We start from the raw sequence: 15,095 nt of genomic DNA, 5'->3' as shown, positions 1-15,095 counted from the left end.
AGAACATGAGTTTCCGCCGTTAAAGTATGGCTTTCCGTCGCTATTGCATCTTGTTCCGTCGCTAAAGCTTCATGGTCCGTCGCTAAAGCTTCATGGTCCGCCGCTATTGCACGAGCTTCCGTCGCTAGCCATAACTTTCCGCCACTCTAGCAAGTTTATCCGTCTCGCCTCTTTAGATATACAAAAAGCTCGTATCTCATTAAGATACGAGCCGTTCAACGTTTCAGATAATCAAGGGAATCTTGGGAATTGACCGAAATTTGGTTGACGTTTTTCTTTGAATGCGTCACGACCTTCTTTAGCTTCATCTGTTGTGTAGTAAAGAAGAGTAGCGTCGCCAGCCATTTGTTGAAGACCTGCTAAACCGTCTGTATCTGCATTCATTGCTGCTTTTAAGAAGCGTAGAGCAGTTGGAGACATTTGTAGCATTTCTTCACACCATTGTACAGTTTCATCTTCTAGTTGCTCATAAGGAACAACCGTGTTAACTAATCCCATATCAAGTGCTTGCTGTGCGTCATATTGACGGCAAAGGTACCAAATTTCACGCGCCTTTTTATGTCCGATAATACGTGCAAGATAGCCTGAGCCATACCCAGCATCGAATGAACCAACTTTTGGTCCAGTTTGTCCAAAACGAGCGTTGTCAGCAGCAATTGTTAAGTCACAGACAACGTGTAATACGTGTCCTCCACCGATTGCATAACCTGCAACCATTGCTACTACAGGTTTTGGAATAACACGGATTAAACGTTGTAAATCAAGAACGTTTAGACGTGGGATTTCATCTTCACCAACGTAGCCACCATGGCCTCGTACTTTTTGGTCTCCACCTGAACAGAAGGCATGCTCACCTTCACCAGTTAAAATGATTACTCCAACATTTTTGTCATCACGTGCACGTGAAAAAGCATCGATCATTTCCATTACCGTCTTTGGTCGGAATGCGTTGCGTACTTCTGGACGGTTGATCGTAATTTTTGCGATACCGTTATAGAACTCATACTTAATGTCTTCATAAGTATGTAAACTTGTCCATTGACGTGTCATTGAATTGCCTCCTAATAATTAAATTCGTCTCGTTCAAAATCGAGGCGATAACGTAAAAATTATATTACGTTAAATACTCCCCTACTATTGTAGCAAACTCAGCGGGATTTTCCACATGAATTGCATGTCCTGCGTCATTTACCGTCGCATGCTTGGCATTTTTTAATAACGCTTTCATTTCTAGTGCGATTTTACAAAATTTCTCATCAAGTGAGCCTGTAATTAGTAGAACAGGAAATTCAAGCTTCTCCAATGACATCCAATTCGATGTCTGACTGCCTGTACCAATCCCTCGTAAACTACCTGCCAAGCCTTCCTCCTTCTGAGAAAGTCGTTCTAATCGAATAGCTTCTTGTACACTATGCGATAAACGCTTTTGAGATTCAAACAAAGGAATGTTCTCCCACGCATTAACAAATGATAACAAACCGTTACTAATTATTTTTTCAGCTAAAGCGTTATCTCTCTCACAGCGTTCAGAACGCTCCTTAGAAGTTCGTAAGCCTGGAGAAGCACTTTCTAAAATGAGCTTGTCAATGCGTTCTGGGTAGAAGGTTGAATACGATAACGCAACTCTTCCTCCCATTGAATAGCCTAGCAGCGTAAATTTCTTGAGCTGTAGCTGGCCAAAAACTTCCTCTAAATCTTGGATTTGTTCTTGCATAGAGAAACGACTAATTTGTTGAGGTATAGCTGTTTGGCCATGGCCAATTAAATCAATGGCAATCACTCGTACACTAGGTAGAGCTTTCGCTAAATTTCGCCATGTAGCCGAACTACCTGTAAAACCATGCAATGCAACGAGCGTTTGCTCCGCTTCTTCATTCCAGATTTCTACGTATGTTTCAAGCCCTCGAATCATTAGCTTTGCCATGCTTTTAACCCTACGTTAATGCGATTCCATAGTGCACGATGCGCATACACATTTTCCTCTCGATTCGTGAAAATTTCAATTAAGCGCATTGGTCGTTTTTTCATCGTAGTAAACTTTACTGATAGCTCTGAAATATCATCTACTCGTATATAATCCATATCATACATATTGGCAATATCATGGAATTTAAGGGCTGTTGGCGTACCAAATAAATCTTCATAATGCGCCTCAACTTTAGCTTGTGGTAAATAAGAGAAAATACCGCCACCATCATTATTCATAACGATTATTGTCAAATTACATTCCTGGTATCTTGAAGCAATGAGACCGTTGACATCATGTAAAAAGGCTAAATCGCCAATAAGCAAGTAGGTTTCACGGTTATTCCCTTGACTAAAGCCCATTGCAGTTGATACGACACCATCAATACCATTCGTTCCACGATTCGCAACAATCCGAATATCCTTCGGTGTCGCCATTAAAAACGTATCAATATCACGCACTGGCATACTGCTACTAACAAAAATGTCACTGCCATTCGGAATCAATTTTAGTAATCGACTTACCATTGCTCCCTCATCAATCGCACCGTCAGCATAATGTTCAATATACTCAAGTGCAATATCATTAGCATCTTGCCACTCAGCTAAATACTCTGTTTCTAGTGCTGTTTCAGAGATTTCTAATTGCGTGAGCCACTCACCAACACTAGCATGAACAAAATGAGTAGACACACCTGTAGAATCACGGAACATCGGATCTTCATCGACAACAATATAAGCATTAGGCTGAGATTTTGTAATAAATTGCATGATAAATTTAGAAACAGGCTGTGCTCCTAAACGTAGCACCGTATCTGGTTCAACTAATGCTTTAAAATCTTCACTTTTCATAATGGCATCATACGTCGTGATCATATAAGGCAGACAATCTTCTGGGACAGATGACCGCATATTAGATAAACTCTCGACAATGACCGGCCATTTTAATTGGCGAATAAACTCCCACATAGTTGTTAAATCTGTACCGAGTGCTAGCTCACCAATAATAATAAAGCCTCTTTTGGTTGCACGTAAAATCTCCGATAGCTCTTGTTGAGTATCCTTTGAAGGTACTAACTGACCCATACTGCTATGCTTAAATATCGCTTCTGGAAGTTCCTCTTGAAAATCAATCAACAAAGGTTCTCTGAACGGTACATTAATATGCACTGGTCCATATGGTACGCTCATTGCCACTGCTACCGCACGTGCAGTATGACGCTCAATAAACGGCAATGTTGGTGCGGCACCATCTGCCAAAGGAAAATCCACGCTCCATTTGACATTTGTACCATATAAATTCGGCTGATTAATAGCCTGTGGTGCACCCACCTCTCGCAATTCATGTGGACGATCAGCTGTAATGACGATTAACGGTACACGAGCATAGCTTGCTTCAACAATGGCAGGAAAATAGTTTGCCGCAGCTGTTCCCGATGTACATAAAAGAACAACAGGTTTTGCTGTAGCCTTTGCAATTCCTAGCGCAAAAAAGGCAGCTGATCGTTCATCAACTTGACGATACATATGAAGCTGTTTCGTTGAAGCAAATGCATAAGCTAAAGGTGTCGAACGTGAGCCAGGGCTGACAACAACGTTTTCAACACCAGCTTGTACTAGTGATGCTACCATTTTATAAACATAATCCGTTAATATTTTCCGTTCACTCATGTAATTGTCCTCCTAGCGCACGAAGCATTGGACGGAATTTTACTAATGTTTCCTCATATTCAGATTGTGGCTCTGAATCTGCTACAATACCGCCACCAGCATATAAATAAGCTTTGTCCTTCAGTAAAGCAGCCGAACGAATGGCCACTGCAAATTCCCCATTGCCGTCAGCATCTACCCAACCAATTGGAGCAGCGTAAAGCCCACGATTCATAGGCTCATACTTACGTATAGCTGCCATTGCCTCTTTCCTTGGCACACCGCCTAAAGCTGGCGTTGGATGCAAAGATTTTGTCAGTTGTAATATTGTTGCCTCATTATTTAACTGACCTTCAACAGGTGTATATAAATGTTGTATATCTCTAATTTTTAGTAAGCGTGGGCCATCAGGTATTGTCATCTCTATACAATTTTTATGGAATGTTTCCGCAATCATATCGACAACATATTGATGCTCGCCACCATTTTTCGAATCATTTAATAAGCTTTGTCCAAAGGCTTCATCTTCCTCTGCTGTCTTACCACGTTTAATAGAGCCTGCTACACAAGATGAAAAGGCTCGCCCCTCTTCTACTTTTACAAGACGTTCGGGGGACGCACCAAAGAACAATAATTTTTGACGTTCTAAACCAAATAAATAGCTCTCTGGCTGCTCATGAATAATTTGTGAGAGTACCTGTGGTGAAGAAACTTGTTCTTTAAATTGCAATGCTAGTGAGCGTGCAATAACGACTTTATCTGCTTTCTTCTGCTTAATCAATGCTGTTACTTGGTCAATCGAAGCTAAATACGGCTCCTTGTATGGCTCAAAGTAACTTGTGATTTCAGGCTTTGAATACGTTTTCACTTCTTTTACTTGAGCTGCATGAATTAAATGATCTCGCTCTTTACGTAGCGCTTCAAATTGAGTTGCTGCTTGCTCATTTTTTGAAATAAGATGAATACTTACAAACGCTTTGTCATCACGAATAACAAGCTGGTAAGTTGCAAGTGCAAAATAAGCCTCTGGAAAGTCTGTCCATTCCCCAGTTACTTCATTTTGTGGATCGAATGTGAATCCGCCAAACAAAATTGGCTGTAGCTCGCTTTGTCCCTTCACACAGTTTTTCGTTAAATTTTTCCACTCTGCTTCTATTGCATCGAAGCGATCATTTTTGGCGTTACTTTGAATCGTATAGGCATGTCCTAGCCCTACTAATGTCATTGTTTTTTCTCTATTTTGCCAATAAAATCGTTCACCTTTATAATGCTCCTCGCCCGCTGCATAAAATGCGAGCGCCGATAAGCGACTAACTTCAATTGTTTCCATATAAAAATGAAGGCTTTGGCCCAAAGAGTCCACTTCTATCTCTGTGGCTTGGTACCACTTCTGTTGCATGAAAATTACCTCCGTTGTTGCAATGTACATAATGAATGACGCACGGTATGTTTTGTACTCGTTCTACACTTTCTCATAAATATCAACTGCTTTGGCTTTTCTTTGGATCATCACCAAAACGTGTGGTTGATTTCCGTTCCGACCGGGCGCTTTGTAGCTGCCGCTTTGCTCGCTCCAGGGTCTCGGGCCAGCACGAGGTTGGTCACGAAGGCGTTATCACAGGATGTGATGGTTTTAGCCTTCGTTCATCCCAAAGTAGTCGCCTTAGCCTCACTCCAATCAACTTATTTACATAGTAGACGTTTTAACAAATGTCATCCAAACTTTTGGTGATGAACCTTTTCTTTAGAACAAATTGACCAAAACTTTGCATAATGACATGAGCATTTGTACTTTTTTACATCATATTTTTTCTTAAAATAGCCGTCATTTTTTATTTGCTAGCCTATTCTTCGTACTGTTGCTATTATCTTAATTATTGTTTTCAGTTCATAAATGCATGTTCTATTGTATCATTTTTTTTATTGAACTGTATGTAATAAGCTGTGAACCTATCCATTTTCTCATTCTTCGTATAAAATAAGAATAGTCTACAACATTTGAAGGAGAGAAAGACCTTATGACCAAAGTCATTGAAGCTGATAGGGGTTTTAAAGTTTGGTGGCATTTAACACGTCCACATACTTTAACCGCTTCATTCGTTCCAGTATTTTTAGGAACAGCGATTGCTTTAGCAATTGAAAAACAAACAATTGATTTTGGACTATTTTTTGCTATGCTCATTGCAAGTATGCTTATACAAGCAGCAACAAATATGTTCAATGAATATTACGATTACAAATTAGGATTGGACAATGAAAATTCTGTCGGTATCGGCGGAACGATTGTGCGTCACGGTGTTCAACCAAAAACAATTATGATGATTGCCTTAAGCTTTTACGCAATCGCTATACTGCTTGGCATTTACATATGTGCCTCAACCTCTTGGTGGCTTGCTGCTGTTGGGCTTTTTTGTATGCTTATTGGTTTTTTATATACTGGCGGACCATACCCAATAGCCTATTCACCATTTGGAGAAATTGTCTCTGGCGCTGTTATGGGAATGGGGATTGTTTTAATCGCATTTTATATTCAAACGCTTACTGTGACATTAGACGCTGTTTTGCTTTCAGTACCGAGTATGATTTTAGTTGGAGCTATCATGCTGTCCAACAATATCCGTGATATCGTTGGCGATACAGAGGGTGGTCGAAGAACGCTTGCTATTTTAGTAGGTCGAGATAATGCCATTTCTGTGCTATCTGGCTTTTTTATCGTTTCATATTTATGGGTAATCGCTCTTGTAGCAATTGATGGTATTACTTTTTGGGCTCTAATCATTTTCTTAAGCGTTCCAAAACCACTTCGTGCGATCCAAATTTTCCGAGATAAAAAAGAAGCGAAAGAAGTTATGCCTGCGATGAAATTTACAGCGCAAACAAATACATTCTTCGGCTTCCTCTTAGGAATCGGTTTATTAATTCAATATTTCTTTTATTAATATTAATCAATTATGCCTCAGCATAATTGGTCCGGAACCGGCTTTGTGCCGAGAGGCATTGACTTCTGGGAGAAGTTAAAGATGCAGCAGCTTTAACGGGCTGCTGCATCTTTTACATAGCATCTAAAATTTTCACTTGCAATACCACGAACTTCTTCGGTTGAAAAATGTTCACGTAACGCCTCTAACAAATTTTGTGCCTCTCCTGCGTGTGCTAATCCTTTTACAGTTGTATCTATTCCATCGAAGTCTGAACCTAGTCCAAGGTGCTCTATCCCTACTATATTCACTAGATGCTTCACATGCGCTACTAAATCATCTAGCGTAGCATTGTCATGGATAAAAGGCGGGTAGTAAACAACATGAATATGCCCTCCATGCTCGACAAGTGCTTTTGCCTGAGCGTCCGTTAAATTTCTTGGATGATCACAAATTGCACGTGCATTGCTATGGCTCGCAATAATACGCTTCGCTAATGGTAAGACATCCCAGAAACTCTGTTCATTTAAATGCGAGACATCGATAATAATATCTCGCTCATTTAGCAAGTTAATAACCTCTTTACCAAATGATTTTAAACCAAGGCTTACATCTTGTTCAGCACCGTGGGCCACAGCATTTTCTTCATTCCACGTTAAGCCGACTAGCTTCACTCCTGCATCTAATATTGCAGAAAGCTTTGCTAAATCTTCGCCGATTGGACCACAGCCCTCTAAGCTTAAAATTGCACCAATTTCATGCGGAGCTAAAGTATCTAATTGCGACCAATCCGTAATATGCACCATGCCCTCAGTTTGTAATACATGTGTATGGAAGGCTTCAATTTGCCGCACTGCCTCTAAAAATCGCATAGTTTGCGGAATTTTAGGATTAATAAAAATAGCAAATACTTGTGCCTTAACACGCCCTAATTGTAGTCTCTGTCGATTAGCTTGCAAACGTACATCATCTTCAAATTTTGCCGCTTCTAAAGTTGTTAATTTCAATAGAGCATCGCAGTGTAAATCAATTATGTCCATATCCTCACCCCCATACAGCTATTATACTGCCTGTGAGCGAAAATGCTTACTAACTTTTATCTTGAGGTGTATCAGAAGAGCCAAATTCCTCAAGTTCTATGAAATCATCCGATCTTGGCGTAGAAGACAACACATCTTCCTCTACTGGCCTTAAATTTTCTTCTCTATGCTCTGCGTGCTCAACACATGTCAATGCTTTCGGCATAGCTTCTAAGCGACCAATAGGAATCTCTTCACCACATACAGCACATTTACCATACGTACCGTCTTCCATCGCTTGTAGCGCAGCTTTTATTTCTTCAGCATCGTCACCCCGGTGCTCGTCAATCGCCATTTCCGTTAGCTGATCTGTTAAATCACTCGCATTGTCAGCTGGATGATTATCATAATTAGATAGCTCTGTCGCTTGTGGACGCTCTGATTCCTCAAGTCGCTTCTCTATTTCCTGTAGTTCTTGCTCTAATTGCTTCCTTAATTTTTCCATTACTTGTGGGTTCAAAAAAATCTCCTCCTCATGCCTTCATTTTTTCCTAAATTCATATTTCTAAAACATGAAAGCATGCGGTTGAATCACTTATTTTTTTGTATAATTTATCTTCATTTAGTACATTTACGCCAGAGTGAAATTGATGATGGCATCATGTAAAAATTGTGCTGCTCCTTTAGAAACACGCTCATCGTAATATGCTGAAAAGCGTTCATCCGCTAAATACATCTGAGCTATACCTGCATGTGCCTCTTTAGAATATTGTGACCATGTAAAGCTAAGCCAACGCTTATGAAGTTCTGCAACCTCCATTGCCACATCGTTGTTCGTATCGCCGATATCCATCGCTTCTTTTAAACGATTAAATAATTGCTGTTCTAGCTGTTGCATTGCTTCATACTGTTCCTCTGTCATATTCATTACCTTTGCATTTGATGCATCAACTGTTTTATCACCATATTTTGCACGAATTTCTTGACCATATTGCTTTTCATTTTCCTCGATTAGCTTCTCTTTTAGTCCAATAAATTTCTCTTCATTTGCCATCGGTTGTTCCTCCTCAATAGATTGAATGGTTTTTTCTACTGTTTGTAATATCTTTTCCAGCTGCTCCTTGCGTTTCAGTAAAGCAGTACGATGATGTTTGAGTGTCGCTGTATGTTGAAAATCAGGCGCTTTAATAATTTCCTTAATTGTTGCTAGCTTCATATCTAATGCTCTATAAAATAAAATTTGCTGGAGCATATCAACTTCAAACTGTCCATAAAATCGATAGCCCGCCTCATTCGTTCTTGCAGGCTTTAGTAATCCAATTTCATCATAATAACGCAGTGTTCTGGTGCTAACCCCGGATAATTGAGCAAGCTCTTGAATTGTATATTCCACATTTTTTCACCTCCACTAATGCTACTGTAAATGTTTACGCAACGTTAAGGTCAAGAAAAAAATTAAGAAAAAACGTTGGGTTGATTTCCGTTCCGACTGGCGTCGATGATCCGACCCAGTAAATAAAAAAAGCAAACTAGAACGTTTTATTAACACTAGTTTGCTTTTTCTTTAAAATCAATTATGACTCGGCATAATCCGTAGGGTTTAGGCCAACAAATGTTTTTTGTGCGAAAGCGAAGTGTCAGCAACAGCATGACGTTGGCCACTTAGCCGTTGCCACAGGGCGTGGTGTGTTCTTAGACTAGTTCATCTATTTTAGCGGATGTCTTTTGTACCGAATGCGTAGCGACAGGTATAAATGTTTGGACATCCACTAAAAGAAGTTAAATTTTCGCATACTTGCCATGCCACACAATATTTCTATAGTTTTCTACATCTGTGTCACCTTCAGTGTTAATAAACAACACTCGAGAATTTCCATCTAATTGTAATGTTTCCTTCAGTTCTGTATATTGCTCACTCGTCATCAATTCATAAAAACATCCAACTGGGGCAGCTCCCGATTCTCCAGCAATAATTCGTGCATCTATCGCTAGTGGATTTCCTAGAATACGCATACCTATTGCGGCAACTTCTTCATCACAGCAAATACTTACTTTCGTATAAGTCTTTAACAGGTCCCAAGCAAGTGGATTCGGCTCACCACAAGCAAGACCTGCCATAATTGTTTGCATCTCTCCACCAACTGTTACAAACTGTTCATCTCCTGCTTTAAAGCTTTCATAATAGCAATTTGCTACAAAAGGCTCAACTAAGACAAATGTAATCTCTTGCTCATAATATTGTTGTAAGAAGGCTACAACTGCCCCTGCAAAAGATCCAACCCCAGCTTGCAAAAATACATGGGTAGGTGCTTTTTCCAACTGCAGGGCGGCTTCTTTTATTAGTGTTGTATAGCCTTGCATTATCCATAACGGAATTTCTTCATAGCCTTCCCACATCGTATCTTGAATAACGACCCATCCATTTTCTGTTGCTAGTTGTGATGTATAACGAACTGTATCATCATAATTCATTGTTGTTATTTCAGCATATGCACCTTCATTTTTAATATTTTGGAGGCGCTCCTCTGCACTACCAGCAGGCATATAAATGCGAGCTTTCAAACCAAGCTCTCTAGCAGCCCATGCCACTCCACGACCATGATTGCCATCTGTCGTTGAAATAAACGTTAAGTCCCCTAACTGCTCCTTTATTTCAGGTGATTTAAGCTGGTCAAACGATAGATCATCAATATTTCTATCTAACTTTTTAGCAACGTACTGCCCAATTGCATACACGCCACCAAGTACTTTAAATGCATTTAAGCCAAATCGATAAGATTCATCTTTTACCACAATACTTTGTACCCCTACGAATGATGCAAAAGTATTTAAGCATCGTAATGGCGTACTTTCAAATTTCTCATATGTACGCTGAAATTTACTAACGCGATTTACTTGTTCTGGTGAAAAATGACGTAGAAAAGGTACTACTTGTTCTACATTCTTCTGTAACAAATATTGTTGGTTGTTAGTCCACAATAATTTCCCCATCTATATCCCCCTAGTTTTTGTACTATTTTCATCTTAGCTTATAGATTTGCAAAACAAAACTATATTACATACTTTAATAAAAAAAGAAAAATTTGAATCCTTTTGATAGGATGTATCGTATATTTACCAACATATTAAATTGGAGGTATATAATGGATAATTCATATAAGATAGCGATAATAGGAGGAACAGGGAAAGTAGGAAGGCATATAGCTGCTCAAGCCATACAAAAAGGATATCATGTTCGGATGCTTGTTAGAAATCCTGAAAAGTTACTGGATAAAAATGATGCAATTGAAATAGTGAAAGGGCAGGTACAGGATATAGAAAACATCCGAGAACTTCTTAAAGATAGTCAAGTTGTTATTAATACATTTGGTCAACCAACTAAAGAGGAACCTATATATAGCAAAGTTACAAATAATATTTTTAATGTGATGAAAGAATTAAACATTAGTCGTTATATAGGTGTTTCAGGTGGTTCTCTAACGATTAAAGAGGACGAAAAAAGCATGATGAATCGTTTAGGAGCAAAGATATTTGAAGTTTTTCTTTCAAAAATGATGCAAGATAAAAAATTGGAATGGGAATATTTATTAAATAATAAACAGATCAAATGGACACTAATTAGATTACCGTTTGTAAAAGATAGCTTAACATCCAATCAGATAAAGGAAAACCTGACGGATATGCCTGGTACAAAAATTACGAATCAAGATATAGCCACCTTTATCATTGATCATATTGATAATACAAAATACGTGCATAAAGCACCGTTTATCTCTCATTAGTGAAATCGCAATAAAAAGATATAAGAAAATAGCATGCTGAGAATATATCCAGCATGCTATTTTTTAATTAAAGATAAATCGTAGGAAATTTTTGCTTAATCCCTTTTTATTTATCTTTGTACTGTAATTGTTTGAGAAATGAAATCTAATTTATTCCCATTGAAATCCATAATATTATTACGAGGTGAAGCTTGAATCGTAACACTTCTGCCGTTATCAAATAAATAGCCATTCTGAGGTATTGTAATTAATACTCTATCATTACCTTGTGGATAGGTAGTTCCTGCTACCGAAGAACCATTCACAGTAATATTAAAATCCAAATTATTAACGTTTATTACTGGTTCACTGAAAACAAGCTCTAATGTTTGTGAATTACTAACATTAACAGTTACAACCTTTGGTGCAATATTTTCTTTAAGGTTAATGGATGTTCGCACCTCATCAAATGGTTCCATAGAGTTTGCTGCTCTTAAGCCTTTAATCGTGAAGTTGCGTGTGCCATTAAAATAATTTGAATCCTTTTTCAATGTGAGCTTAATACGATTTAAATTGGATCCCTCTACAACAGCACTTTCTACCTGAGCATTATCAATGCTATAATTTTGAACATTTTGAGCAAGTGCTGGATCAACAGGATAATTGAAATTTAAATAAACAATATTATTATCTTTAATAGAATAATCTGTTGCAGATGTTTGAATTGCATTGTATTGCGATAAAGCTAATTTATTGCCATTTATATTTAAATCACCGTTACGTGTAAATTTAACATTTTGCACTTCAATGACTGGCACACCGTATAAATTAGTAACATTAAATAAATTTAATTTGCCGTCGTAAAGAGCTCCCTTTGTATCATACATGCCTAGCAGTCCTGCCATTTTAACACGTAATTTCGTAGGTTGATCTTTTACAATCTGAATATCACTTTGAGGTCCTCTTGATACCTCATATAAAATGTAATTATTCACGAATTTTCCAGTAAATGATGCTTTTGCGTTAACGCCTAACTGTACTGGCTTATCGAAAGTTAATTGTAAATATTCTACACTATCCTCGTAAACAATTTCAGAATTCATTAGGGCTGGCGCTCTGTCATCTCTTATAAAGTTATACGCTGTTGAGAATGTTGCCGTTTCACCTGATAAGTCGGTTATTACACGACTAGAAGCTGTCCCAATCGTTGTAATTCCTTGAAGCGAGCTTTTTGGATCCACCGTAACATTAAATAAACGACCATTTTTAGGATCTTTCTCTACAGAATTCACAGAAATTGAAGTCTGGCCGCTTTTCACTGAAAGGTCATATGAATAAAGTGGTTGAATCTCCTCTGAGAACAATAGCTGGAACGTATTTGGTCCAGTTTGTGTAACAGAAGATAGTGTCGGTGGAACACCATCCTTATCTCCCTTTTTCACTGTTACAGTTGAAGGGTTTGGTGAAATAATATTCCCTGCTATATCTGTTGACGCTACGAATGTAATTTGAACAGCTGTACCAGGTGCTAAATACACACCATTTATTGTTGCAGCTGATAAGTCAAATGTCGCTTCAGTTGAGTTTTGCTCAATGCTTCCAACTACATTCGATACCTTTGTACCATTTGCTAATGTAAATTGAATGCGTTCATTTGGAAATGCTGCCATTGGCTTAGAAAACTGCACTTTAACGATTGAAGAATTTTTTCCTTGCGTTGTTCCTAAAATCGTAGGTGCTTGTGTATCTCCAGCAATAACAAAATTCGCATCTACTTTTTGAAGCACTGCGCCCTTTTCCGCTTTGATGTTGCTGAACACATAACGATGTGTACCTTTTAATGATTCATTCATTGTAAAGGTGATTGATTTTTTATCAGCGCTGATTTCTGTTTTTATAACCGATAGTGCTCTTAAAGTATCCACATTAGAGAAAGCTACAACATTATCCTGTAATTTCCCATCTGCTTTTATAACAGAAAGTGGATCAATAGCTTGGTTGAAAACAACTTTAATCTGAGAAGCATTAATTCCCTCAATGGATTGTACATTTAACTCATTCACTTCATATGTAACAACAGCGAAATATGGTTTGTCATTAATTTTGAAATCTACCTTCGTTTCCACATTTTCAGTAAGCGGTGTCGCTAATGTTACCTTATGGCTTGTCCCATCTGTTAATGTTACCTGTAGTGTTTTTGCATCTATAACTTTAACTGTTTGGATGGACACTTCGGGTCCTCTTACCATTTCACTGATATTCGTCATTGAACGATGTAAAAATGACGAAAATTGACCACGTGTTAGTGTTTTTTTCGGATTAAATGTCTTTACGTTTGTAATTTTTGCATATTCTAATGCGATGATAGCCTCATGATTTTCTGGTGAAGCTACTTTTAAATCTGTAATAGATGATTTAAAGTTTTCTTTTTTATACATTGCAATTAAATCGATATCGTAAACTTTTTCAATTGCACGTACTAAAATAGAAGCCATTTGTTCGCGCGAGATATACTCGGAAGGTAATAACTTGTTGTTAGTCCCTTTGAAAATACCAGTATCATTTATAAGCGCTGCATATTGTAGTAATTCTTTATCTTTTGAAGATGTAGGCATGTCTGTAAAACGTACTTTTTTATTGTAGTCTGCTGGTACTTGGAAGTGTTCTAATACAAGCCATTTCCCTAAAAATTTTGTTACATTGCCTTTCGTAAGGACCCCGTTTGGCCTAAACGAACCGTCCGGATATCCAGCTACAATTTTTGCATCTGCTAGTGCCAAAATGGCCTCTTTATGGTCATTTTTTGCAATGTCTGTAAAGTTAGCCGCACTTGCAGTAGGAACAACAGCTGCAGCAATCAAAGCAGCAGAAGCTGCACTCATAATCCATTTACCCTGCTTTTTTTTCACATTTATTACCTCCTATGAATTCTATTCATTCCCATTATAAAAGAAAGATAGCTATATTCCAAAGGATATACCAATATTATAGCTATTTACCATGGATTATTTGTCCAATTCAATGGTGAACACATATTTTTTCTATATGAATTGCCTAATTTTATGGGAGACGCGGATCTTAAGGTTGGTTTTTAGCTTTTTAGATAGTTTAGAGCAAAAGCCAAATGAAGGTTATACACGATTGTCTCTAAACGTGATAAGCGGAAGAATGATAAATAAGCAGACTAGCTATTCTAACTACAACAGCGGTTCGACGGAAAGAAATTTTCGTTGTTTGATAAAGTACCATAAAAAAAATGCAGTAGATGTACATTACATCTACTGCATTTCAGTATGACCCGTACGGGATTCGAACCCGTGTTACCGCCGTGAAAGGGCGGTGTCTTAACCACTTGACCAACGGGCCAATGGCGGAGAAGGAGGGATTTGAACCCTCGCGCCGGTTACCCGACCTACACCCTTAGCAGGGGCGCCTCTTCAGCCTCTTGAGTACTTCCCCACAAAGAAATGGCTCCGAAGGCAGGACTCGAACCTGCGACAACCTGATTAACAGTCAGGTGCTACTACCAACTGAGCTACTTCGGAATAATGGTGGGCCTAAATGGACTCGAACCATCGACCTCACGCTTATCAGGCGTGCGCTCTAACCAGCTGAGCTATAGGCCCTTGGAGCGGGTGATGAGAATCGAACTCACGACATCAGCTTGGAAGGCTGAGGTTTTACCATTAAACTACACCCGCAAATATGGTGGGTCAGGACGGAATCGAACCGCCGACACTTAGAGCTTCAATCTAATGCTCTACCAACTGAGCTACTGACCC

11 protein-coding genes and 6 tRNA genes are annotated in these 15,095 nt (G+C 38.6%); 2 read left to right on the top strand and 15 right to left on the bottom strand.

Going from position 1 to position 15,095, the window contains the following annotated elements; translation table 11 throughout:
• Positions 1-231: 231 nt before the first annotated feature.
• The 4 genes from menB to C7Y47_RS21815 all read right to left on the bottom strand — a co-directional run bounded on the left by menB (position 232) and on the right by C7Y47_RS21815 (position 5,014).
• Positions 232-1,050, bottom strand: coding sequence for a 1,4-dihydroxy-2-naphthoyl-CoA synthase (gene menB / locus C7Y47_RS21830; RefSeq protein ID WP_142510667.1), 819 nt, complete (start codon positions 1,048-1,050; stop codon positions 232-234).
• Positions 1,051-1,114: 64 nt separating this feature from the next.
• Positions 1,115-1,924 carry a 2-succinyl-6-hydroxy-2,4-cyclohexadiene-1-carboxylate synthase gene (gene menH / locus C7Y47_RS21825; protein ID WP_142510666.1) on the bottom strand — a complete coding sequence of 270 codons (810 nt, stop codon included), beginning with the start codon at positions 1,922-1,924 and terminating at the stop codon, positions 1,115-1,117.
• Complete coding sequence (menD, locus tag C7Y47_RS21820) at positions 1,912-3,636, bottom strand: 2-succinyl-5-enolpyruvyl-6-hydroxy-3-cyclohexene-1-carboxylic-acid synthase (RefSeq protein WP_142510665.1); 1,725 nt, start codon at positions 3,634-3,636, stop codon at positions 1,912-1,914. Before menD ends, menH begins: the two co-directional genes overlap by 13 nt.
• Complete coding sequence (locus C7Y47_RS21815) at positions 3,629-5,014, bottom strand: isochorismate synthase (protein ID WP_142510664.1); 1,386 nt, start codon at positions 5,012-5,014, stop codon at positions 3,629-3,631. Before C7Y47_RS21815 ends, menD begins: the two co-directional genes overlap by 8 nt.
• Positions 5,015-5,633: 619 nt before the next feature.
• Between C7Y47_RS21815 and C7Y47_RS21810 the strand changes: the two genes are divergently transcribed.
• Positions 5,634-6,554 carry a 1,4-dihydroxy-2-naphthoate polyprenyltransferase gene (locus C7Y47_RS21810; RefSeq protein WP_142510663.1) on the top strand — a complete coding sequence of 307 codons (921 nt, stop codon included), beginning with the start codon at positions 5,634-5,636 and terminating at the stop codon, positions 6,552-6,554.
• A gap of 92 nt (positions 6,555-6,646) precedes the next feature.
• Here C7Y47_RS21810 and C7Y47_RS21805 read toward each other — a convergent pair whose 3' ends face one another.
• The 4 genes from C7Y47_RS21805 to dpaL all read right to left on the bottom strand — a co-directional run bounded on the left by C7Y47_RS21805 (position 6,647) and on the right by dpaL (position 10,543).
• Positions 6,647-7,573: a dipeptidase gene (locus tag C7Y47_RS21805; protein WP_142510662.1), complete on the bottom strand. Its 927-nt coding sequence runs from the start codon at positions 7,571-7,573 to the stop codon at positions 6,647-6,649.
• Between the two features lie 49 nt (positions 7,574-7,622).
• Positions 7,623-8,072: a TraR/DksA C4-type zinc finger protein gene (locus C7Y47_RS21800; RefSeq protein ID WP_142510661.1), complete on the bottom strand. Its 450-nt coding sequence runs from the start codon at positions 8,070-8,072 to the stop codon at positions 7,623-7,625.
• A gap of 111 nt (positions 8,073-8,183) precedes the next feature.
• On the bottom strand, positions 8,184-8,945 hold the full coding sequence (locus C7Y47_RS21795) for a MerR family transcriptional regulator (RefSeq protein WP_142510660.1): 762 nt from the start codon (positions 8,943-8,945) through the stop codon (positions 8,184-8,186).
• A gap of 386 nt (positions 8,946-9,331) precedes the next feature.
• Positions 9,332-10,543 (bottom strand): diaminopropionate ammonia-lyase, encoded by a 1,212-nt coding sequence (gene dpaL, locus C7Y47_RS21790; RefSeq protein ID WP_142510659.1) that lies wholly within the window; start codon positions 10,541-10,543, stop codon positions 9,332-9,334.
• 152 nt (positions 10,544-10,695) lie between these two features.
• On the opposite strand from dpaL, the gene C7Y47_RS21785 reads away from it, so the two are divergent.
• Complete coding sequence (locus tag C7Y47_RS21785; RefSeq protein ID WP_142510658.1) at positions 10,696-11,334, top strand: NAD(P)H-binding protein; 639 nt, start codon at positions 10,696-10,698, stop codon at positions 11,332-11,334.
• A gap of 110 nt (positions 11,335-11,444) precedes the next feature.
• Here the strand turns inward: C7Y47_RS21785 and C7Y47_RS21780 are convergent, their stop codons facing one another.
• The 7 genes from C7Y47_RS21780 to C7Y47_RS21750 all read right to left on the bottom strand — a co-directional run bounded on the left by C7Y47_RS21780 (position 11,445) and on the right by C7Y47_RS21750 (position 15,095).
• Entirely contained in the window at positions 11,445-14,222 is a 2,778-nt protein-coding gene (locus C7Y47_RS21780) for an S-layer homology domain-containing protein (RefSeq protein WP_142510657.1), read from the bottom strand.
• A 385-nt stretch (positions 14,223-14,607) separates the two neighbouring features.
• A tRNA-Glu gene (locus C7Y47_RS21775) sits at positions 14,608-14,679 on the bottom strand.
• A gap of 2 nt (positions 14,680-14,681) precedes the next feature.
• A tRNA-Ser gene (locus C7Y47_RS21770) sits at positions 14,682-14,772 on the bottom strand.
• A gap of 9 nt (positions 14,773-14,781) precedes the next feature.
• Positions 14,782-14,858: transfer RNA gene (locus C7Y47_RS21765), tRNA-Asn, on the bottom strand.
• A 4-nt stretch (positions 14,859-14,862) separates the two neighbouring features.
• A tRNA-Ile gene (locus tag C7Y47_RS21760) sits at positions 14,863-14,939 on the bottom strand.
• A gap of 1 nt (position 14,940) precedes the next feature.
• Positions 14,941-15,014, bottom strand: a tRNA-Gly gene (locus tag C7Y47_RS21755).
• 5 nt (positions 15,015-15,019) lie between these two features.
• A tRNA-Phe gene (locus tag C7Y47_RS21750) sits at positions 15,020-15,095 on the bottom strand.

The sequence above is a fragment of the Lysinibacillus sphaericus genome (assembly GCF_006864135.1).
Classification (GTDB): Bacteria; Bacillota; Bacilli; order Bacillales_A; family Planococcaceae; genus Lysinibacillus.
The sequence above is the reverse complement of the archived record's forward strand: the minus strand, read 5'-3'. Positions and strand labels throughout refer to the sequence as shown.

Coding starts and splice junctions, on each gene's coding strand:
- menB (WP_142510667.1), bottom strand. CDS start 1,050: ATGACACGTCAATGGACAAGTTTACATACTTATGAAGACATTAAGTAT.
- menH (WP_142510666.1), bottom strand. CDS start 1,924: ATGGCAAAGCTAATGATTCGAGGGCTTGAAACATACGTAGAAATCTGG.
- menD (WP_142510665.1), bottom strand. CDS start 3,636: ATGAGTGAACGGAAAATATTAACGGATTATGTTTATAAAATGGTAGCA.
- C7Y47_RS21815 (WP_142510664.1), bottom strand. CDS start 5,014: ATGCAACAGAAGTGGTACCAAGCCACAGAGATAGAAGTGGACTCTTTG.
- C7Y47_RS21810 (WP_142510663.1), top strand. CDS start 5,634: ATGACCAAAGTCATTGAAGCTGATAGGGGTTTTAAAGTTTGGTGGCAT.
- C7Y47_RS21805 (WP_142510662.1), bottom strand. CDS start 7,573: ATGGACATAATTGATTTACACTGCGATGCTCTATTGAAATTAACAACT.
- dpaL (WP_142510659.1), bottom strand. CDS start 10,543: ATGGGGAAATTATTGTGGACTAACAACCAACAATATTTGTTACAGAAG.
- C7Y47_RS21785 (WP_142510658.1), top strand. CDS start 10,696: ATGGATAATTCATATAAGATAGCGATAATAGGAGGAACAGGGAAAGTA.